Origin of the sequence: Paraburkholderia sp. 32 (assembly GCF_050435345.1) — a bacterium.
Lineage (GTDB): Bacteria > Pseudomonadota > Gammaproteobacteria > Burkholderiales > Burkholderiaceae > Paraburkholderia > Paraburkholderia tuberum.
The window spans coordinates 1,281,664-1,302,308 of sequence record NZ_JBNDKD010000001.1 but is presented as its reverse complement, the minus strand read 5'-3'; the positions used below and the strand labels follow the sequence as shown (position 1 = coordinate 1,302,308).

Below are 20,645 nucleotides of genomic sequence, written 5' to 3'. Positions count from 1 at the left end.
AAGGCTCCGCGCAGGGCTGCGCAGGAGACGCCTAAGCGATCGTCCATTCGCGCTGGCACTGCAAAAAAAACCGGCATGCAGTCGCCCGCATACCGGTCTCTATTGGGGCCCAGTCGCGTCACCGCGAACAGGGCCGCCGCGCTGATCCGCGCCAGTCCGCGCTTTATTGGCGCTTTACTTGCGCTTCAATTGCGAAATATCGCGCACCGCGCCGCGATCGGCCGAGGTCGCGAGCGCCGCATACGCCTGCAATGCCTGCGACACGACACGCTCGCGATTGGTCGGCTGCCATGCGTCGTCGCCGCGCGCTTCCATCGCCGCGCGACGGCGTGCGAGCTCTTCGTTCGACACCGCGAGATGCATCTTGCGCTGCGGAATGTCGATCTCGATCACGTCGCCGTCTTCGACCAGACCGATCGTGCCGCCTTCCGCCGCTTCCGGCGACGCATGGCCGATCACGAGGCCCGACGAGCCGCCCGAGAAACGGCCATCGGTAAACAGCGCACAGCTCTTGCCGAGGCCCTTCGACTTCAGATACGAAGTCGGGTACAGCATTTCCTGCATGCCCGGACCGCCCTTCGGACCTTCATAGCGGATCACCACGACGTCGCCCGGCACGACCTTGTCACCGAGAATCGCGTCGACCGCGTCGTCCTGGCTTTCGAACACGCGCGCGCGACCCGAGAACAGCCACTGCGATTCGTCGACACCCGCGGTCTTCACGATACAGCCCTTCTCCGCGAGATTGCCGTACAGCACCGCGAGGCCGCCGTCCTTCGAGTACGCGTTGTCCTTGCTGCGGATACAGCCGCTCTTGCGGTCCGTGTCGAGCGTCGCGTAGGTCGCTTCCTGGCTGAAGGCGACCGTGGTCGGAATGCCGCCCGGCGCCGCGCGGAAGAATTTCTGCGCTTCCTCGCCCGCGTCGCCGGCGATGTCCCACTTCGCGATCGCGTTGCCGAGGGTGCCGCTATGCACGTTGCCGCACGACAGATCGAGCAGCTCCGCGCGCGCGAGTTCACCGAGAATACCGACGATGCCGCCCGCGCGATGCACGTCCTCGATGTGGTACTTGTCGGTCATGGGTGCGGCCTTGCACAGGCACGGCACCTTGCGCGAGATACGGTCGATGTCCGACATCGTGAAATCGACGCCCGCTTCCTGCGCGGCGGCCAGCAGGTGCAGCACGGTGTTGGTCGAGCCGCCCATCGCGACGTCGAGCGTCATCGCGTTTTCGAACGCCTGCTTGGTGGCGATGCTGCGCGGCAGGACCGAGGCGTCCTCTTCCTGATAGTAGCGGCGGCACAGATCGACGACCAGGCTGCCCGCCTGCTCGAACAGGCCCTTGCGCCATGCGTGCGTCGCGACGATGGTGCCGTTGCCCGGCAACGCGAGGCCGATCGCCTCGGTCAGGCAGTTCATCGAGTTCGCGGTGAACATGCCCGAGCACGAACCGCAGGTCGGGCACGCGCTGCGCTCGACTTCGGCGACTTCGGCGTCGCTGATCTTCGGATCGGCGGCCTTGATCATCGCGTCGATCAGGTCGATCTTCGCGATCACCTGGCCGTCGGTCGGCGACTTGATCTTGCCCGCTTCCATCGGACCGCCCGACACGAACACGACCGGAATGTTCAGGCGCATCGCGGCCATCAGCATGCCCGGGGTGATCTTGTCGCAGTTCGAGATGCAGACCATCGCGTCCGCGCAGTGCGCGTTGACCATGTACTCGACCGAGTCCGCGATCAGTTCACGCGACGGCAGCGAATACAGCATGCCGCCGTGGCCCATCGCGATGCCGTCGTCGACGGCGATCGTGTTGAATTCCTTCGCCACGCCGCCGGCCGCTTCGATCTGCTTCGCGACCAGCGCGCCCAGCTCGCGCAGATGCACGTGGCCCGGCACGAACTGCGTGAACGAGTTCACGACCGCGATGATCGGCTTGCCGAAATCGTCGTCCTTCATGCCGGTGGCGCGCCACAGCGCGCGGGCGCCGGCCATGTTGCGGCCATGAGTCGAAGTGCGTGAGCGATAGTTAGGCATCTGTATCCTCAGGTATTGCTGTTATCGGTTTTGATGAGCGCCCGCGCGGGCGTGGGGATCGCAGCGCGGACTTTGCGCTGGGAACGAATAGTGCAAGAACGCCAGTAAGACGTCCAATATATTTTTTCTGCGTAATTAGGTCGAGGAAAGTATTAAACGATGCCGCGACCGCTCGGCCGATTTCACCTTTCTTGACATTGCACGCTCCCACCGCGAATAATGCAGTGTTCGTTTAACGAAACCGTGTTCACCGTAAGAACATTGAAACGGAAACAGAGGTCTTTTCGAGCGCAACACCGGGTTCGAGGCCAGGCGCGCCCAAGCCTGGGCCCACCTTCCTGGATTCGCGCCAATCTGTCCGCTGTGATCAAGATCAGGTAAGGCAAGTTTGCCGCCAATACGCGCCAGCACCCCGCGCCGGCGCGCCGTACCCGCCCCTCCGCCCAGCACAGGGCCGGGCACTACACAGAGTCACACACATGAAGCGAGACACTCCCCCTCACGCCGCCGGCCGACCGGCCGCTTCGCGCGGCATCGTCGAAGGGCTGGTTTATGTTTTCGAGCAGGTCATGCCCGACCCCTTCGTACTGTCGATCTGCCTGACGTTCTTCGTCGCCGTGCTGGCGATGCTGATCGCACCGAACGGCACATTGCCGACGCTGCTCGATTCCTGGTACACCGGCACGTTCGGCATTCTGGGCTTCGCGCTGCAGATGATCCTGATCCTCGCGACCGGCTACGCGATCGCGGAAGCGCCGATCGTGCAACGCGGTCTGCGCGCGCTCGCCTCGCATGCGAACTCGCCGACGCGTGCCGCGCTGCTCGTGTTTCCGGTCGTCGCGGTTGCCGCGTGGCTCAATTGGGGGCTCGGGCTCATCGTCGGCGCGTTGCTGTCGCGGGAAATCGCGCGGCGCGTCGACGTCGACTTCGCATGGCTCGTCGCGGGCAGCTATTCGGCCTGGTCGATCTGCAACAGCGGGCTGTCAAGTTCGATCGCGCTATCACAGGCATCGCACGGCAATGCGCTGAATCTCGTCGAGAAAGCGACCGGCCACGTAGTGCCGCTCAGCGAAACCATCTTCGCGCCGTTCGTGTTCATTCCGACCGTGCTGGTCGTCGTCGTGATGACCGCGATCTTCATCAAGATGCATCCGAAGGCGGAGAACGTCGTCGCGTTTCGTCAGAGCGGCGAAGCAGCCGCCGACGCGCCGAGCGACGACCCGCATGCCCGCGCGAGCAGCGAGACATCGCTCGCGGCGCGCCTCGAACAGTCGATGCTCGGCACACTGCTGATGCTCGCGCTCGGCATCGGCTATCTGGCGCTGACGTGGCACAAGGAAGGATTCGATCTCGACATCAACAACACGATCCTGATCTTCCTGATGATCGGTCTCGCGCTGCAACGCACGCCGATCGCGTACGCGAATTCGATTCGCCGCGCCGCGCGTCAGACCGGCTCGATGCTGCTGCAATATCCGATGTACGGCGGGATCATGGGCATCATGAAGGGCACGGGTCTCGCGTCGATGATCGCGAAAGCGTTCGTGACGATCGCGTCACCGGTCACTCTGCCGCTGTGGAGCTATCTGAGCTCGCTGATCATCACGCTGCTGGTGCCGAGCGCCGGTGGCCACTGGGCGGTGCAGGGTCCGTTCGTGCTGCCCGCGGCGCTCAGCCTGCATGCGTCGGTGCCGCGCACCGCAATGGGCGTCGCGATGGCCGAAAATGTATCGAACATGCTGCAGCCGTTCTGGGCCGTGCCGATCGTCGCGATCGCGGGTATCCGGATTCAGCGCGTCATGGGCTATACGGCGGTGACGTTCGCGGTGTCGCTGGTGATTTACGCGGTGGCGTTGTGGCTCGTGCCGTAACCACAATGACCTGAGTCGAACGATCTCGCTACCGTCAAAACAAAGGGCCGATGAAGCAATGCTTGATCGGCCCTTTGTGCTTTTGCGGCGTACCGCTCGCTGTTACAGCTTGACGACGTCCAGCAGCGTCTTTTTGCCGTCCTTGTAGTCGTACAGCGAGATCACGCCGTGCTGAAGGTCGCCCTTCGCGTCGAACGTCGTTTCGCCGGTCACGAGCGTCGCTGTAGATCTTCGAGGCCGGAATCGACGCGCGAGTTCAGGTGGCCCACCACGGCTTGAAATCGGCCAGCATCACACCGTCGCGGATATGCGCGAGAGCGGCCGCCACGTAGTCGACGACCGGTGCCGGTGGATGGTCCGGCTTCGCCCACACGAAGCCCGAGCACTTGTGCGGCTCCATGTTCGCCAGTTCGCCCTGCCATGAACGGCACACGAGAAAGAAGCTGATGCGGTTCGTGTCCGAGTCGCGCCGCATCACGAGTTTGAATTCGAGCGCGCCGGGCGCGATCGTCACACCGGCTTCTTCTTTCGGGGTCTTCGCGGAAAAGAGTGATGAAAAATCTCCATTTTTCAGATTCGAGGCAGCATGCAAGTGAGGATCTTCAGGCGCAGATACTGCTCATCTCGCAATCCGTACGCGCGTCGTTGGATGACCCGAATCTTGTTATTGAGTCCCTCAACGAAGCCGAGCGGCACCTTGTTTTCTGGCTTGCAATAGGAAGCAATCCCCTCCCAATGACGCTCGACCATCGCGGCAAACTTCTCATAGGGCTTCAAACGCTGCCACCTCAGGCTGGATTTCCAGTTCTCGAAGAAGCGACGTGCCCAGCCTTCGCGCTCGTAGTCCCACAACTGCCCGAACGACTCCTTGAGCAGGTACGCGGTATTCAGCCGTCGGTTCGCTGCGAGAAGCGTCTTCAACGAGTTCCTGCCTTCCATCGACAGGTTTTCGCGATGACTAAGCAGAACGTACTTCTGGCCTTTGATGTAGCGCCGCTGCTCGCCTTGCAGGCGAGCGTATTCGCTCTTGCGCACTTCATCCAGGGCTTCGTTGAGCTGCTTTATGACGTGGAATTTGTCGTACAGGATGGCCGCATGCGGCACGCGTTCCTGCGCGACGTTGTAAAACGGCCGCCACATGTCCATCACGACAAGCCGGATGCCGCGGGCCTTTTTCTCGCCCAGCCAGTCATAGAACTGATGCATGCTGGCCTCCTTTCGATCTTCGCCACCGAACCAGATCGCACGGCCCCGTATCAGGTCGCTCACAACAATGCGGTACGTCTGTCCCCTGCCAATCGAAATCTCGTCGATGCCGATGACCTTCGGCCCAGGCGTGCCGAACCGCTCCAGTTGCGCCCGCATGTACTGCATCTCGAGGTCCTTGACCGTGTGCCAGTGCAATCGCAGTTCGTCGGCCACGTCCTTGATCGTGCTCTCGCGACAGCGACGACCGACGTACCACGCGAAGCGCTTCGTGTAGTGAGGGTTGTCCGCCAGAAAGCTCAGTCGTTCGCCTTTCACGCTGCCATCGCATCGACAGCGGACCCGACGAGCTTCGAGTTCCAGGTAAATCCGTACGTCGCCGTTCGGCAGATCTCGAACGCGACGCACCGTGCGATCGTGGATCGAGCACCGTCGACCACATCCCTTGCAGGCCGTTTTTTTGAGCGCCGAACCAGCGTGACTACGCGTGCCATGCGATCACCGAAGACACCGCGCAGCGCTTCGCAAGGACGGAATCCGTCGAACCGGTATGCGTCAGAAAGACGCTTGAGTTTGCGTGAAGTAGCCATCGCGAAATCATGCCCGATTTCGCGAGGCCATCAAGACGCGCGAACCCTTACCCAGATTGGCTCTCCGACGTTTTCATCATGAAAAACCATCACACTTTTCCGCGAAGATCCTTCTTTCGATTCTCGAATCGCGCATGCCTCGATCGATTCGCCCGGTTCGAGATGGCCGGCAATCAACGCGTACTGGCCGTCCCTGAAACCGGTATTCGCGCGCTGGATGAAAAGGCACTCGCCCTGCCCATTCAGGAACAGCACGTTCACATCGACGATGCTTTGCATTCGGCTCATTTTCTTGCCGGCATCATGACGGACTAGCCGCGTTGCGCGGTCAGCAGCTTGATGCCGAGCGCGACGAAGACGAGCCCGCTGCCGCGTTTGATGGCCGCGACCCAACGGCTGGCTCCGACGCGCGTATGGATACCTCGCACACCGAGCGAATAAATGGTGTGCACGAGCGCGACGGTGACCGCGATCGTCAGATACATCACGATGAACTGCTCCGACAGGCCGCGCTCGTGGTCGATGAATTGCGGCATGAACGCCGATAGAAAGATCATCGTCTTCGGATTGCTGCTCGACACGAGCAAGGCTTCACGGAATACCTTCTTGCGCTCGAACGTATAAGCGGACGATGCGACGCCCGCCGGCTGCGCGGCCCGCGATGCCTCTTTGTTGCCGCCGCGCAGTTGCCTGATGCCGAGATACACCAAATAACCCGCGCCGAGCACTTTCATCGCGACGAAGAGCGGCGGCAGCGTCGTCAATACCGCGCCGACACCTAGCGCCACGAGAGCGACGACGACTCCTTGCGCGAGCAGATTACCGGCGACGCTCGCCGCCGCGCCGCGGTTTCCATAGCGGACCGAATTGCGGATCACGAGCAGAACGTTCGGTCCCGGCGAAATGGTGGTGAGCAGATAGGCACCGGCGAAAAGCAACCAGGTATGGAAGGACATGGCAGGCCCAGCGGTTCGTTGTGGTTGAATACCAATACACCGGACATCATCATGCCACGGAAAAAATCGCTGCCGCGTCGCGCGCCGCCTCAACGCTTCGAGCCCGTCACCAGTTGCAGCGGCGTCTCGATCACCTTCGACAACTCGCGCTGCTTGCGCCGCTCGGTCACCGCCTTCAACGCGAAGTCGATGCCGAACACGGTCTGGCGGCCGGCGAACTGGTTCATCGTCGCGAGCACGCGGCCGTCGGCGAGTAGCGGCTTGATCGCATCGATCGCGTCGTAGCCGGTGACATAGACGCCGCCGCCGCGACCCGCGTCGCGAATCGCGTCGACCGCGCCCATCGCCATGTTGTCGTTGCCGCATAACAGCGCGCGCAACTGCGGATGCTCGGCCAGCATTTTCGCGGCCACGTCGCGGGCCTTGCCGTACTCCCAGTCACCCGACTCGACCGCGACGACCTGCACGCCCGCGGCATCCATCGCATCGCGGCTGCCGGCCGTGCGCTGCTGCGCATTGCTGCTCACCGAAATGCCTTCGATGATGCCAACCTGATCGCCGGGCTTCAGCCGCGCGGCCAGATATTGGCCGACCTGCTTCGCGCCGTTGCGATTGTTCGGCCCGACGAACGGCACCGAGATGCCGGCGGCCGCTTGCGCCGCATCGTCGAGCGGGTTGTCGATCGTGATCGTGATGATGCCGGCCTTGATCGCGCGCGCGATCACCGGGACCAGCGCCTTCGAGTCGGTCGGCGCGATCACGATCGCGTTCACCTTCGCCCTGATCGCCTCCTCGACCATGCGGATCTGCGCGGCGGTGTCGGTCTGTTTGGCCGTGCCGCGAATCGTCAGGCTGAATTGCGACGAGAAGTGGTCATGGTAATTGCGCGCAGCGTCGACCATCGCGACCGTGAACGGGTCAGACATCGATTTGAGTACGAGCGCGATCTTCGGCTTCGTTCCGGGCAGCACTTCGGCGCCGGCATCGTCCGCGAACAGCGCGATGCCAGTGAGACCGGTTGCGGCCAGCGCGCCCGCGAGCAGCACGCGGCGGCGCATGTTCTGCGTCATGGCTTGACTCCTTCGCGGAGGTGCCGGTTGCGGACGTGCCGGTTGCGGACGTGCCGGTTGCGGACGGGCCGATCGAACGACGCGACGCTGGCGACAATTTCATCGAAGAGCGGCCGGCTGTCGATATCTTCGCTCAGACAACGCGTCTTCAAGGCGGCGAGTTGCGCGTCGAGTCCACCGGATACGTCGCAACGCTCGAGCAGTTCTTCGAGCAGACAGCCGTACGCCCTCACTTCGAGCCGCTGCAACGCGATAGCGAGCTCGCGATCGCCGGCGTCAAAAAACGACGCCGCCCCGAAATCGCCGAGCAGCGCGCCCCCCGCGCCGCCGTGCAGGATATTGTGCGCGTACAGATCGCCATGCATCACGCCGCCCCGATGCAGATGACTCGCGACCTTGGCGATGCCGCTCGCGATACCGAGCACCGTCGCAAGGTCGAAGCGCGCGTCGTCGCGATAGATGTCGCGCGTACACGATGCGAGGCTCGGCGGACCGGCGAGATTGGCGAAGCGCGTATCGATCAATCCCATCACGAGGCCATGCGTATCCGACGGATGCCCGATCACCTTGCCGAGCACGGGGATCAGGTTCGCATGTTCGCCGCCGCGAATGCAAGCAGCCATCTCGCAGTCGGGCAAACCGTCGCTCGTCACCGCGCCCTTGAACAGCTTGACGGCGACCGCACGCGGCGCGGGCTCGTTGTCCGCGTGCAGCGCCGCGCGATAGATGACGCCCGATGCGCCCTCGCCCAACGGCCGTTCGAGCTGCAACGCATCCCAACGAATGCCGCTGATCGGTGTGTCGATGAGCGCCGCCTGTTCGAGCGCCGCGCTGAACGGATTGCCCGCATACGCGAGCCACGCAAGCCGCGGCAGACGCAGCAACCAACGCGGCAATGCATCGAAACGATTCGCCGCGAGCCGCAGCAATTCGAGCCGCTTGCATGCGGCCAACTCCTCGGGCAGCGCGCGCAGCCGGTTGCCGGCAAGCATCAGCTTCTGCAGTTGCGTGCAGCGGCCGAGCTCCGCGGGCAAGCGTTCGAGATCGTTGTCGGTCAGAATCAGCCAACGCAGCAGCGGCGGCAGCGCGCGCGCCGGCACCTCGCGGATGCGATTCGACTTGAAGCCGATCATGCTCAGTTGCGCGCATTCGCCGAGCACGCCGGGCAATTCGGTGAACGGGTTGTTGGACGCGAACAGGATGCGCAGTTTGCGCAGACGCGGCAGATCGTCCGGCAGCGTCGTCAATGCGTTGTTCGACAGGTCGAGCACTTCGAGCGTATCGGCGAGATCGAAAATCTCGCGCGGAAATTCGCTCAGGCCGCACGCGAGTTTGAGTTCGCGCGCACCCGCCAGTCGCCCGGCCCGCAGTTGTTCTAGAGTCGTGGTCACAGTCGTGGGAAAGAAGATCGGGTAGCGCCCGCAGCGCGTCGTACCGAAGCTGTCGATTTTACTGAGTCGAAGGTCATCTGGGGTCCTCTGCGGTACAGTGATGCGAGCGTCGCGGGGGTCACGGCCGTCGCGGCCATGTCGAATGCGAATGAGACAGCAATATCTGGAGCGCGTTCGGGCCACGCAAGCGACACACTATCGGATAACGGCGCAGCCTTCATGCAGTTTTGCGCGTCCGGTAGTCGAAACGCCGCCTCGCAAGTCCTTGCGCCGCCACCCTGTCAGGAGCCTGAGAAAGTGACGTACGCATACAAGTTGATCGATTCGCCGGTCGGTCAGTTGAAGCTGGTGGCGAAAGGCGAATGCCTCGCCGCGATTTTGTGGGAGCACGACAAGCCTGACCGCGTGCGACTCGGCGAGATGAGCGAAGCGAACGAGCTAGCGGTGCTCGTGGAGACCGCGCGGCAATTGCACGAGTACTTCGCGGGCACGCGCCAGGCCTTCGATCTGCCGCTCGAGTTTCACGGCACCGAGTTCCAGAAGCAGGTCTGGCGCGCGCTGCTGACCATCCCGTTCGGCCAGACACGCAGCTACTCGGAGATCGCGCAGCAGATCGGCAAACTCAATGCGGTACGCGCGGTGGGCGCGGCAAACGGCCGGAATCCGATCTCGATCGTCGCGCCGTGTCATCGCGTGATCGGCGCGTCGGGCGAGCTGACGGGATTCGCCGGCGGCCTCGCCAACAAGATGCTGCTGCTTTCGCTGGAGGCGGGGCAGACCTCGCTCGAAGCAGCGGCGGACCACGCGCAAAGGCAGGCGCCTGACCGGGGAGCGGCGCAAGCTGTCAAGGACGATGCGCCCGCGAAACCGGCGCATCGTCAGCCGAGCCGGGGAACGCAGGGTTCGCTGTTCGGTAGCTAAAGCAGCGCACACCCGGCACGATGCGCCACCCACCGGCCGTAATCGCCGATGCTTCGTCCGCGATCAGCACCATCGCCCGCGCATGCAACACCTATCCTTAAGATGCCCTTTGGGGCATCGAACAGGAGGATGACATGCGCATGCTTCTCAACATACAAATACCGAACGAACCGTTCAGCACACTCGTGCGCGAAGGCCGAATCGGCGACCTGATGAGAAAGATCCTCGATGACATGAAACCAGAAGCCATCTACTTCACCGAGCAGCAGGGCAAACGCGGCGCGGTGGCGGTCGTCGAGGTCGCCGATGCATCGGCGATCCCCGCGCTTGCCGAACCGTGGTTCCTGACGCTCGACGCCGACTGCGAGCTGCGCATCGCGATGCTGCCCGAGGATCTGATGAAAGCCGGGCTCGACGCGCTCGGCGACAAGTGGAAGTAGCGCGGCCCTCAGGAATGCCTGGCGGATAGCTGCAGCAGTATCGAAGCCGCGGCCGTCGCCGCGACCTGGCAGCCGAGCACGATATGTGCCTCGGCCGTGTCCTCGATAAAGTCGTGACTCACGCCGCCGATGCTCGGCACGAACATCATGCACGCCGGCATGCAACGCGCGATCACCTGCGCGTCGTGCGCGGCGCCGCTCGGCATGCGCAGCCACTGGCCCGGCGCGAGTGCTTCGGCGGCTCGCGCGATGTGCTCCGCGAGCGTGGCGTCCATGCTGACGGGTTCGATCGGCTCGTCGAGCGTCTGCAATTCGACGCTCACCGCGTCGTGCGCGTTGAAATCGCGCACCAGTTCCGCGAGCGCGCGTTCCATGGCCTGAAGCCGTGCCGGGTTCGCATCGCGGAATTGCAGGTACATGTCGGCCGCGCCGGGCACGACGCTCATCGAGCCCGGATCGAGATCGATGCGGCCCACGGTCCAGACGGTATCCGCGTCCGCCAGCTGCCCGAACGCGTCGTTCATCCGCGCGATGAACGCGACGAGCGCCGCGCCCGCGTCGCGGCGGATCGCCATTGGCGTCGTGCCCGCGTGATTGCGCTGACCCGTGAAGCGCAGCCGCGATTCGCGCAGCCCGACGATCGTCGTGACGACGCCGATCGCTTTGCCGATCGCTTCGAGACGTCCGCCCTGCTCGATATGCGGCTCCAGATACGCGACCTGGCGCCCTGCCTCGAAACGCGCACGCGGCCGGCCCGCCAGTCCAGCGGCCTCGAGTACGTCGGCGACGCGTTCGCCCTGCCGATTCGTCGCGCCGCGAATCGAATCGTCGACCACCTCGCCGACGAAGCTGCGGCTGCCGAGCAGGCCCGAGAACGTGCCCTCCTCGTCGATCCACGACGCGACGTCGACGGCGAGGTGCCGCGTCGCGTCATGCTCCGCTAGCGCGCGGGCGATTTCGAGCCCGTACATCACGCCCATTGCGCCATCGAGCCAGCCGCCGGTCGGCTGCGTGTCGGTATGCGAGCCGATCACGAGCGCGGGCCCGCTATTGCGCGAGCGTCCGAACACGGTGCCCACACCGTCGATGCGGGCGTCGAGCCCCGCCTCCGTCATCCGGCCGACCAGCCATTCGCGCGCCGCCAGATCGACCGGCGACAGCGCGAGCCGGACCACGCCGGGACCGGTCGCGCCGAAACCGCGCAGCCGTTTGAGGTCGGCCATCAGTCGGTCAGGATCGATCTTCACCACGTTGTCATCTCCATGAATTGATTGCGGATATACGCATGAAGCCCACCCTCCGGCTCGAACAATCGATACAGCGTGGGCCGCGACAGCTCGCGACATGGCCAGCACGCTGTCGACCGTCAGATCAGGTTGGCCGAGATTTGCGTCGATATAGCGGCGCGCTGCCGTGAACATCGCGGTGCGTGCCACCACCCGCGCACTGCCGGTCAAGCCTGTTTCCTTGCCGAACGCCGCCGCCATCAACAGCGCGCAGATGTGGGGCGCTTCCTGAGCCGCGGACGCGTCCATCGTGGGCAGCGTCCGGCACAGTTCGGACGGCCGTATCAAGAAAGCGCCAAGACCGCGGGCACTCTCACGAAGCGGACGAGCCGTCCGCTTCCGCCATTCACCAACTCATTTCCACAGCGTGCGGCCAAAGAACGTCAACGTACGATCCCACGCCTGTTGCGCCCAGACCGGGTCGTATTGCGTCCTCGCGATGCGGCCCGACCCGACCGCCGTTTCGTTCGCGAATGCGTGACGCGCCAGATAGCGATGAAACTCGACGTCGACTTTCGCGTCGGTGAGTTTCTTTTCGAGCGCGTCGACGGTGTCGGCGGCGAAGAACTCGTCCTGCAGACCCCAGTGGCCCATCACCGGAACCTTGATCTTCGACGCGTCGATATAGTCGAGCGGCGGGAAGCCATACCAGACGACGCCGGCCGCCACTTCAGGCACGTTGCACAGCGCGAGGAACGTCAGCGCGCCGCCCATGCAATAGCCGGTCAAGCCAACCTTCGCCGCGTGCTGCTGCAGATACTGGACCGCGCCGCGCACGTCCTGCGTTGCGGCATCGCCGAAATCGAGGCCGCTCATCAAGTGGTGCGCCTCATCCTCTTCGACCGTCGACTTGCCGCGATACAGATCGGGCACCAGCGCGAAGTAGCCGGCTTTCGCGAGGCGATCGGCGACGCCGCGAATCTGGTCGTTCAAGCCCCACCATTCCTGGATCACGACGACCGCGGGCGCGCCCGCGGCTTTTTCAGGCTTCGCGAGATAGCCCTGTAGCTGCTTGCCGTCGGGACGGTTGAACGTGATCATCGAACCTGCGTGTTGGGTCATCGGTCGCTCCTCGAGTAGACGAAACCGCTAGCATAGCGCCGCTACCCCGTTTTCTGTTCAATCGGAATCGTGCCAACGCGCGAGCGTGATCCCCCGGAATCTGCGCGTTATGTGAATTGAACAATATGAGGATCAACATAAGCAAAAATTCGTTAATTGATTCGTCGACGCGAAACACGCCCTCAGCCGTTTCGTGTTGAAAGCTGGCGTAAAACGCGACGCAGAAATCAGGCCCGCGCGACATGTGATTTCGCGCACGCATTCAAGCGCTTTTATCCATTGGGTGAATGACTCGACTGAAAGCTAGACGTATTGCGATGCGCGCTAGAACCGCTCTATCACACCGAATTGGACGCCCGCGACCGGCGCGCCCGGATAGGCAACGGGCAGCCCGGTCACGTTGACGCCGCGCAGCGTGAAGCGCGAGTCGTCGTGATTCGCGAGATAGGCGGCGCTGAAATACAGCAGCAGCGTCGGCGACATGCTGTATTCGAATGCCGCGCTGAACTGGTCCGCGCTGCCGCCAGGCGTCGTGTAGTCGCGCACGTGCGCATAGCCGAGCGAGGCACGCGCATTGGTCGAAAAACTGTACTGCGCCGACAGCGAGCCGCCCGCACCGTGATAGACCGGTGTGCCGCCATCGCCGTTGAAAAAGGACAGCCATACGCGCAGCTTGCCGAAGGCGTAGTTCGCGCCGCCGAGGTTCGCGCGCAGCGCGCCGGCACCGTGCGTCTGCTGGCGCGCGTACAGCAGATGCAGGTGGTCGAGCCGATACGACGCGCTCACGTAATAACCGTCGATGCCGTTGCCGTCGGCCTCGGACGGATCGCGCATCGCCATCATTAGCGTCGCACTGAAGCCGGCGATGCGCGGCGACAGATACGCAACCGCGTTGTTCGCATACGGCGTGATCTTCGACAGATTGTTGAGCCCCGAGGCGATCGTGCCGGCGCCGAACGCGTCGAGATCGCCCTTGAACGGGATATAGATCGGCGAATACTGACGGCCGACGCGCAGTTCGCCCCAGCTGCCGCTCGCGCCGATCCATGCCTGACGATTGAAGATCGAGCCGGGCACCTGCAAGCTGCCGTCGGTCGAGCTGAAGCCGTTTTCGAGCGTGAACACGATCGCGTTGCCGCCCCCGAGCGGCTGCGCGCCATGCAGCCCGACCCGAGAGCCGCGATACGCGCCGGAGTCCATGCGCGCGACCCAGCCCGAACCGGGGTCGGTGATTTCGACGCTCGTATCGATCACGCCATACAGCGAGACCAAGCCGGTGTCGATTCCTGAGGCGGCGCCGGTGCCGGTATCGATGTCGGTGACGGCGGCTGCGCCGTGCGCATAGAGCAGAAGCGCGCCACCTCCCCAAGCCGCTCTCGCGCCGACGCTGATCGTCAAGGCTTCGCGGACTGTGTTCAGCAGGCAAGCCATGGCGTGACGCAGGATGAGTTCCTCCTCGAACACATCGATCGGATATTCCGCGAGCGAACTTACCACGTTCGGGCGAACCCGTGCGCACCGTCCAGTACGCTCGCGCACATCCCTACGATGCAAGCGCGCGCCAGCGTCCGCGACTGGAGGACGGCGATGCAGGAGTCGCCGCGGCCCGTGTGCGACGCCGTGCCCGGGGGGCACCACCTTTTTCCCGCGCCGTGTGGTTTTTCGCGCGACGAATTCTTTTGACCAGGGGAAACCCGTATAATCCTCAAGACGTCAGACAACCTGCGTACAATCGCCGGCAGCCTGACCGCGATCCGCCGTGCAGCGTCCACCCCGAACCGCCTTCTGCCCGATCCGTGAATTCCACCGCCCCCGCCAGTTCCGCCGCCGCCGCCCCCGCCCTGCCGTTTCGTCACGCGCTTTACGCGATGCTCGGCATCGGCCTCGTCAACATGCTGGTCGCGCTCGACCAGACCGTCGTCAGCACCGCGCTGCCGTCGATCGTCGCCGAGCTGCACGGCTTCGAATATTTTGCGTGGATCGCAAGCGCGTACCTGCTTGCCTCGGTCGTCACGGTGCCGGTGTTCGGGCGGCTCGGCGACTACTTCGGCCGCAAGCGCTTCGTGATCGCCGCGGTGATCACGTTTACGGTCGCGTCCGTGTTGTGCGGCCTCGCCAACAGCATGCTGTTTCTCGCGATCGCGCGCGGACTGCAAGGCGTTGGCGGCGGCATGATGGTCGGCACCGCGTTCGCGTCGATTCCCGATCTGTTCCCCGACCCGCGCACCCGCGTGCGCTGGCAGGTCGTGCTGGCCGCGGCCTACGGCATCGGCACGGCGGCCGGCCCGTCGCTCGGCGGCTGGATGAGCGAGCACCTCGGCTGGCGCTCGACGTTTCTCGTCAATCTGCCGGTTGGCGCGGCGGCGCTCTATTTCATCTGGATGCATCTGCCGAATTTCCGGCGGCCGCATGACGGCGAAGTAAAGATCGACTGGCTCGGCGCGGGGCTCGTCGCGGGCGTGCTCGGCGGCTTGCAGGCGTTTATCGAAGCGGTGCCGAAGCACGGCCTCACCGTGGGCAATCTCGTGCTCGGCGCGTGCGTGATCGCCGGCGCGATTGCACTCTTCAGGTGCGAAAAGCGCGCCACGCATCCGATCGTTCCGCTCGATCTGTTCAAGGACGCGCAGCTCGTCACGCTATTCACGCTCGGCATGCTGTCCGGGTTCGTGATGTTCTCGCTGATCTTCTTCGCGCCTTTGCTGCTGCAAGGCGGCTTCGGTCTTTCGCCGCAGCAGGCCGGCCTGCTAGCGACGCCGATCGCCGCGTGCATCGCGCTCGGTAGTGTGGTGAACACGCGCATCGTGATTCACATGAAGAAGCCCACGCGCATTCTGACGATCGGTTTCGCGCTGCTGATGTTCGCGTCGATCGCGCTCGCGTTCGCCAATCCGAACACGCCGCACTGGCGCATCGTGCTGCCGATGGGCGCGGTCGGCATCGGCCTCGGCTTCATCCTGAACAACCTGAACGTGTTCGGCCAGGAGATCGCCGGACGCGAGCGCTTCGGCATCACGACCGCGCTATTGCAATCGACGCGCATGGTCGGCGGCATGCTCGGCACCAGCATCGTCGCGACTGTCGTGCAGCATCACTATCGCAACGTCGTCACGCGCACGATGAGCGTGCTCGGAGAGCCGGCCTCATCGCAATGGCGGCCGCGTTTCGTCGATCTGCGCATCCTGATCGACGACGCGTCGCGCACACAGCTGATTGCGGATATGAAGAAGTCGGGACTCGATACGCTCGCGCTGATCGATAGCGCACGCGACGCGCTCGTACAGTCGATTCATATCGGTGTGTGGCTGACGGCGGTGGCATCGCTCGCGGCCGCGCTGCTGGTGCAGCGGATTTCGCATGTGGTGTTTCGCAAGAGCTGACAAGTGGCCCGATGATGGCCGCCGACATCCGCGGTGCGGCTATCTCGCACCGTGCAATGCAAAAGGAAACAAAAAAGCCTGGTGAACCGCATCTTTCGTGCGGCCCGCCAGGCTTTTTGATTGAGTTAAATCGTCCTTAACGCACGAGACACGGCCGCTTGTTGTCGAACTTCCAGTTCGGAATCAGATATTGCATGGCAATGCCGTCGTCGCGCGCGCCGAGGCCGTGCTGCTGATACATCGCGTGCGCCTTCTCGAGCGCATCCGTATCGAGTTCGATGCCGAGCCCCGGCTTCCGCGGCACCTTGACCTTCCCGCCGACGATCTGCAGCGGATCTTGCGTCAGGAACTGACCATCCTGCCAGATCCAGTGCGTATCGATCGCGGTGATCTTGCCCGGCGCCGCGGCCGCGACGTGCGTGAACATCGCGAGCGAAATGTCGAAGTGGTTGTTCGAATGCGAACCCCACGTGAGGCCCCAGTCGTTGCACATCTGCGCGACGCGCACCGAGCCCTGCATGGTCCAGAAATGCGGATCGGCGAGCGGAATATCGACCGATTGCAGCTGGATGGCGTGACCCATCTGACGCCAGTCGGTCGCGATCATGTTGGTCGCCGTCGGCAGGCCGGTTGCGCGACGGAACTCGGCCATCACTTCGCGGCCCGAATAGCCGTTCTCCGCGCCGCATGGATCTTCCGCGTAGGCGAGAACATCGTGCTTGTCACGGCACAAGCGCACCGCTTCCGCGAGCGACCATGCGCCGTTCGGGTCGAGCGTCACGCGCGCTTCGGGGAAGCGCTCGGCGAGTGCCGTGACCGCTTCGATCTCGGCGTCGCCTGGCAGCACGCCGCCCTTCAGCTTGAAGTCGTTGAAGCCATAGCGCGCCTTCGCGGCCTCGGCAAGACGCACGACCGTCTCCGGCGTCAGCGCTTCCTCGGTGCGCACGCGCTCCCAGTCGTCACGCGCGCCGGCGTTGTTCGCGTACGGCAGATCGGTCTTGTTGCGATCGCCGATATAGAACAGGTAGCCGAGCATTTCCACTTCGTCGCGCTGCTGGCCTTCGCCGAGCAGTGCCGCGACCGGCACGCCGAGATGCTGCCCGAGCAGGTCGAGCAGCGCGGCTTCGAGCGCGGTCACCGCGTGAATTGTCGTGCGCAGGTCGAAGGTCTGCAGGCCACGCCCCCCAGCGTCGCGATCGGCGAACTGCGTGCGCACCTTGTTCAGAATCGCCTGCAGATTGCCGATCGACTGACCGACCACGAACGGCCGCGCGTCGTCGATCGTCTTGCGGATGTTCTCGCCGCCCGGCACTTCGCCCACGCCGGTATGGCCCGCGCTGTCGCGCAGAATCACGATGTTGCGCGTGAAGAACGGACCATGCGCGCCGCTCAGATTCATCAGCATGCTGTCGCGACCGGCGACGGGCACGACGCGCAGTTCGGTGACGACCGGCGTGGCGTTCGATTCGGTAGGTTTGGTGGACATGGGAAAAGCACCTGTGTGATGAAGTAGGCCGGCCGGCGGAAGCCGCCGCGCGCTGCGTGCGTGTTCGACCGGACCGGATGAGAACTCGAATACAGAAAAATCGACGGCCGCACGCGAGCCGTCAGTGTAGTCAATGCGTGTTGCCGCGCAACGAATCGGGCAACGGCTCGCGATTGCCGGGCTTGTTGCGCGTCAGGAAGCCGGCCGCCGCCGCGAGCAGCGACGCGACGCCGAGACCGTACAACCCGCCCGTGATCGAGCCCGTGTGTTGCTGCAGATAGCCGAAGGTGGCCGGCGCGAAGAAGCCGCCGAGGTTGCCGAGCGAATTGATCAGCGCGAGCACGCCGGCGGCGACGCGCGCATCGAGGTAGCCCTGCGGAATCGGCCAGAACAGCGACGACGCCGCCTTGAAGCCGATCGCCGAGAAGCAGATTGCGACGAACGAGAACACCGGGTTGCCCGACGTCGACGCGAACAGACCGACCGCCGCGATGACGAGCGCGACCGCGAGCCAGCCCTGCTGATGACGCCATTTCGCCGATACGACCGCGAAGCCGTACATCGCGACCATCGAGATCAGCCACGGAATCGCGTTGAACATGCCGACCTCGAAGTCGGAAAGGCCGCCCATCTTGCGGATGATGGTCGGCAGCCAGAAAGTGGCCGCGTAGATGGTCAGCTGGATCGCGAAGTACAGGAAGCAGAACAGCGCGATTTGCGGGTCCTTCAGCAGCTTCACCGTCGGCAGATGCGCGCCGCCTTGCGCTTCGCGCTCGCCCTGTTCGGCCGCGATCGATTGTTCGAGCACACGCTGTTCTTCGGCCGTGAGCCAATGCGCGTCGCGGATGCGCGACTTCAACAGCAACCAGCTGACGACGCACAGCGCGATCGAGAACGCGCCTTCGATCAGGAACATCCACTGCCAGCCTTGCAGGCCGAGGCCGCGAATCGACAGCAGCGAGCCGGTGATGGGACCGGACAGCACCGACGCGAGCGCCGAGCCCGACAGAAAGATCGCCATCGCCTTGCCGCGTTCCTTTTGCGGCAGCCACTGCGTGAAGTAAAAGACGACGCCGGGAAAGAAGCCCGCCTCGGCGACGCCGAGCAGGAACCGCAGCACGTAAAACGACGTGTCGTTCCAGACGAACGCCATTGCGCCCGCCACCAGCCCCCACGTGCCCATGATGCGCGTGAGCCAGGCGCGCGCGCCGAACTTCTGCATCAGCACGTTCGACGGCACTTCGAACAGCGCGTAGCCGATGAAGAACAGCCCGCTGCCGAGCCCGTAGGCGGCCGCGCCGATGCCGAGATCGGCCTTCATGTGCGCGTTGACGAAGCCGATGTTCACGCGGTCGATATAGTTCGCGATGAACATGATCAGGAAAAGCGGCAACACGTTGCGCTTCACCTTCGCGACCGCCGATTCCAGCGGGTCGAGCGCGGTGGTCAGAACTGATGTCAAGTTGTGTCTCCTTGTCGGCCACAAGGCCTGGTGGAACGCAGCGCGGCGCACCCGGTGGGTGCAAGACCCTGCTCTACGCCCGATATGTTGTCTGACGACAGTCTACCGCGTTACTTTTGTCAAATCCAGCGGGGTGTTTACCCTGTGGTTCCAAAGTGAGCGCCTTGAAATGACGGCAGATTCAAAGGTTCATAGCCCTGTTGACTAACCCGGCATCCGCCTCGAACTAGGACGTCTGATGTCTCCAATTGACAGACTGTCGTCTGCAGCCCATGCGTTTGCGCAAATGTCCGCCTCATCCCCGCCCCCAACCGCGCATCCGCACGCAAAAAATAGCCCGCGCCGATGCCGCCGAACGCGGCAGAATCGAGTACAGTCCTGTGCGATACTTTGCAGGATCAGTCAACCAGCCACAAAAATGAGCAGCCTAACTGAAAAGGTGGTGGCCACCCTTTCCGATGAGATTCGCCGCGGGGCGCTGAGGCCAGGCGACCGCATCCCCACCGAAGTCGCGATGATGAAGCAGCTGTCCGTGAGCCGCTCCGTGGTCCGCGAGGCGATTTCGCGTCTGCAGGCAGAGAGGATCGTCGAGACGCGCCATGGCATTGGCACGTTCGTGCTCGCGCCCGCCGCCGAAAAGCCGATGCAGCTTCCCGCCGCCGATCTCACCAGCATGCTCGACGTGATGGCGATCATCGAGTTCCGGATCGACGTCGAAGCGGCCGCGGCCGCGCTCGCGGCATCGCGGCGCACCGAGCAGAACCTGAAGCAGATCCGCACTGCGCTCGATCGATTCGAGTCGGAGCTCGAGCGCGGCAGCACCGACACGCTCGCACACGACATCGAGTTCCATCTGCAGATCGCGCGCGCGAGCGGCAACCGCTATTTCTTCGACGTGCTGAGCCAGCTCGGCCGCTCGGTCAGCCCGCGCACCCGGCTCGGTTCGGCCGAGATCGCGGAGCTAGACCATATCGAGGTGTTGCGCAGCGTGCTCGGCGAGCATCTGATGATCTATCGCGCGATCGAGCGTCAGGATGCCGACGACGCGCGCGCCGCGATGCGCATGCATCTGAGCAACAGCCGCGAGCGACTGCGCCGCGCGCATGACCTGACGAAGGCTGGCGTGTGATCACATGCGGGGCCGAGCGGCCGCTCCGCAATACGACACGCCGCCGGCAATGCCCTCACTGCCCCACGTCGAGATCCATTAACGCCGAGCTCAGCGATTTGCCATGCGCGTCGAGCGCGAGCGAACGCGTAACGCCGCCGCCGAGCGCGTCGCCGAGCACGAAGTTGAATGCGGCAAGGCCCGGCAACTCATGGCGCACCACCTCGCCGCGCACCACATCGCGCAGATGCGTCTTGACGCGCTCGGGCGTCAGCACATCGCGCAACCGCTCGTAATGCAGCGCGTCGTAGCAGATCACCGAGATATTGAGCGTATTGCCCTTGTCGCCGGTGCGCGAGTGGGCCAGTTCTCGTAGTTTCAT

17 protein-coding genes and 2 pseudogenes are annotated in these 20,645 nt (G+C 63.9%); 5 read left to right on the top strand and 14 right to left on the bottom strand.

Going from position 1 to position 20,645, the window contains the following annotated elements; genetic code table 11:
• Positions 1-174: 174 nt before the first annotated feature.
• Positions 175-2,037 carry a dihydroxy-acid dehydratase gene (ilvD, locus tag OKW26_RS06195; protein ID WP_429353004.1) on the bottom strand — a complete coding sequence of 621 codons (1,863 nt, stop codon included), beginning with the start codon at positions 2,035-2,037 and terminating at the stop codon, positions 175-177.
• A 479-nt stretch (positions 2,038-2,516) separates the two neighbouring features.
• Here ilvD and OKW26_RS06190 point away from each other — a divergent pair, with 479 nt between their 5' ends.
• Entirely contained in the window at positions 2,517-3,908 is a 1,392-nt protein-coding gene (locus OKW26_RS06190) for a short-chain fatty acid transporter (protein ID WP_090807457.1), read from the top strand.
• A gap of 102 nt (positions 3,909-4,010) precedes the next feature.
• Here OKW26_RS06190 and OKW26_RS06185 read toward each other — a convergent pair.
• The 7 genes and pseudogenes from OKW26_RS06185 to OKW26_RS06155 all read right to left on the bottom strand — a co-directional run.
• Positions 4,011-4,127: pseudogene (locus OKW26_RS06185) on the bottom strand (ABC transporter substrate-binding protein); the annotation flags it as partial.
• A 37-nt stretch (positions 4,128-4,164) separates the two neighbouring features.
• Positions 4,165-4,422, bottom strand: a complete 258-nt coding sequence (locus OKW26_RS06180; RefSeq protein ID WP_429353003.1) for a hypothetical protein — start codon at positions 4,420-4,422, stop codon at positions 4,165-4,167.
• Between the two features lie 56 nt (positions 4,423-4,478).
• Positions 4,479-5,570, bottom strand: a pseudogene (locus OKW26_RS06175) (ISL3 family transposase); the annotation flags it as partial.
• Positions 5,571-5,734: 164 nt separating this feature from the next.
• A complete protein-coding gene (locus OKW26_RS06170; RefSeq protein ID WP_429353002.1) occupies positions 5,735-5,983 on the bottom strand; it encodes an NUDIX domain-containing protein in 249 nt (82 codons plus the stop codon).
• Between the two features lie 32 nt (positions 5,984-6,015).
• Entirely contained in the window at positions 6,016-6,660 is a 645-nt protein-coding gene (locus OKW26_RS06165) for a LysE family translocator (protein ID WP_429353001.1), read from the bottom strand.
• An 89-nt stretch (positions 6,661-6,749) separates the two neighbouring features.
• Positions 6,750-7,730 (bottom strand): substrate-binding domain-containing protein, encoded by a 981-nt coding sequence (locus OKW26_RS06160; RefSeq protein ID WP_429353000.1) that lies wholly within the window; start codon positions 7,728-7,730, stop codon positions 6,750-6,752.
• On the bottom strand, positions 7,727-9,121 hold the full coding sequence (locus tag OKW26_RS06155; RefSeq protein ID WP_429352999.1) for a leucine-rich repeat-containing protein kinase family protein: 1,395 nt from the start codon (positions 9,119-9,121) through the stop codon (positions 7,727-7,729). The genes OKW26_RS06160 and OKW26_RS06155 overlap by 4 nt, the downstream gene beginning before the upstream one ends.
• Before the next feature lie 297 nt (positions 9,122-9,418).
• On the opposite strand from OKW26_RS06155, the gene OKW26_RS06150 reads away from it, so the two are divergent.
• Both OKW26_RS06150 and OKW26_RS06145 read left to right on the top strand, forming a co-directional pair.
• Positions 9,419-10,042 (top strand): methylated-DNA--[protein]-cysteine S-methyltransferase, encoded by a 624-nt coding sequence (locus tag OKW26_RS06150; RefSeq protein ID WP_429352998.1) that lies wholly within the window; start codon positions 9,419-9,421, stop codon positions 10,040-10,042.
• 134 nt (positions 10,043-10,176) lie between these two features.
• Complete coding sequence (locus OKW26_RS06145; protein WP_187614207.1) at positions 10,177-10,482, top strand: panthothenate synthetase; 306 nt, start codon at positions 10,177-10,179, stop codon at positions 10,480-10,482.
• A gap of 8 nt (positions 10,483-10,490) precedes the next feature.
• Here OKW26_RS06145 and OKW26_RS06140 read toward each other — a convergent pair whose 3' ends face one another.
• The 3 genes from OKW26_RS06140 to OKW26_RS06130 form a co-directional block, all read right to left on the bottom strand.
• Positions 10,491-11,732, bottom strand: coding sequence for a Zn-dependent hydrolase (locus tag OKW26_RS06140; RefSeq protein WP_429354185.1), 1,242 nt, complete (start codon positions 11,730-11,732; stop codon positions 10,491-10,493).
• Between the two features lie 390 nt (positions 11,733-12,122).
• A complete protein-coding gene (locus tag OKW26_RS06135) occupies positions 12,123-12,830 on the bottom strand; it encodes a dienelactone hydrolase family protein (protein ID WP_429352997.1) in 708 nt (235 codons plus the stop codon).
• A gap of 324 nt (positions 12,831-13,154) precedes the next feature.
• On the bottom strand, positions 13,155-14,327 hold the full coding sequence (locus OKW26_RS06130; RefSeq protein ID WP_429352996.1) for a porin: 1,173 nt from the start codon (positions 14,325-14,327) through the stop codon (positions 13,155-13,157).
• Between the two features lie 371 nt (positions 14,328-14,698).
• Between OKW26_RS06130 and OKW26_RS06125 the strand changes: the two genes are divergently transcribed.
• Positions 14,699-16,207: an MFS transporter gene (locus OKW26_RS06125; protein ID WP_429354184.1), complete on the top strand. Its 1,509-nt coding sequence runs from the start codon at positions 14,699-14,701 to the stop codon at positions 16,205-16,207.
• A gap of 136 nt (positions 16,208-16,343) precedes the next feature.
• On the opposite strand, the gene gudD is transcribed toward OKW26_RS06125, so the two are convergent.
• On the bottom strand, positions 16,344-17,693 hold the full coding sequence (gudD, locus tag OKW26_RS06120) for a glucarate dehydratase (protein WP_429352995.1): 1,350 nt from the start codon (positions 17,691-17,693) through the stop codon (positions 16,344-16,346).
• Between the two features lie 130 nt (positions 17,694-17,823).
• Entirely contained in the window at positions 17,824-19,155 is a 1,332-nt protein-coding gene (locus tag OKW26_RS06115; protein WP_184061649.1) for an MFS transporter, read from the bottom strand.
• Between the two features lie 418 nt (positions 19,156-19,573).
• On the opposite strand from OKW26_RS06115, the gene OKW26_RS06110 reads away from it, so the two are divergent.
• Positions 19,574-20,284: a FadR/GntR family transcriptional regulator gene (locus OKW26_RS06110; protein WP_184024710.1), complete on the top strand. Its 711-nt coding sequence runs from the start codon at positions 19,574-19,576 to the stop codon at positions 20,282-20,284.
• Between the two features lie 55 nt (positions 20,285-20,339).
• Here OKW26_RS06110 and OKW26_RS06105 read toward each other — a convergent pair whose 3' ends face one another.
• Entirely contained in the window at positions 20,340-20,645 is a 306-nt protein-coding gene (locus tag OKW26_RS06105; RefSeq protein ID WP_184061648.1) for an AtuA-related protein, read from the bottom strand.

Excerpts from the sequence above, each read along its gene's own strand:
- ilvD (WP_429353004.1), bottom strand. The coding sequence starts at position 2,037 with ATGCCTAACTATCGCTCACGCACTTCGACTCATGGCCGCAACATGGCC.
- OKW26_RS06190 (WP_090807457.1), top strand. The coding sequence starts at position 2,517 with ATGAAGCGAGACACTCCCCCTCACGCCGCCGGCCGACCGGCCGCTTCG.
- OKW26_RS06170 (WP_429353002.1), bottom strand. The coding sequence starts at position 5,983 with ATGCAAAGCATCGTCGATGTGAACGTGCTGTTCCTGAATGGGCAGGGC.
- OKW26_RS06165 (WP_429353001.1), bottom strand. The coding sequence starts at position 6,660 with ATGTCCTTCCATACCTGGTTGCTTTTCGCCGGTGCCTATCTGCTCACC.
- OKW26_RS06160 (WP_429353000.1), bottom strand. The coding sequence starts at position 7,730 with ATGACGCAGAACATGCGCCGCCGCGTGCTGCTCGCGGGCGCGCTGGCC.
- OKW26_RS06145 (WP_187614207.1), top strand. The coding sequence starts at position 10,177 with ATGCGCATGCTTCTCAACATACAAATACCGAACGAACCGTTCAGCACA.
- OKW26_RS06135 (WP_429352997.1), bottom strand. The coding sequence starts at position 12,830 with ATGACCCAACACGCAGGTTCGATGATCACGTTCAACCGTCCCGACGGC.
- OKW26_RS06125 (WP_429354184.1), top strand. The coding sequence starts at position 14,699 with ATGCTCGGCATCGGCCTCGTCAACATGCTGGTCGCGCTCGACCAGACC.
- gudD (WP_429352995.1), bottom strand. The coding sequence starts at position 17,693 with ATGTCCACCAAACCTACCGAATCGAACGCCACGCCGGTCGTCACCGAA.
- OKW26_RS06110 (WP_184024710.1), top strand. The coding sequence starts at position 19,574 with ATGAGCAGCCTAACTGAAAAGGTGGTGGCCACCCTTTCCGATGAGATT.
- OKW26_RS06105 (WP_184061648.1), bottom strand. The coding sequence starts at position 20,645 with ATGAAACTACGAGAACTGGCCCACTCGCGCACCGGCGACAAGGGCAAT.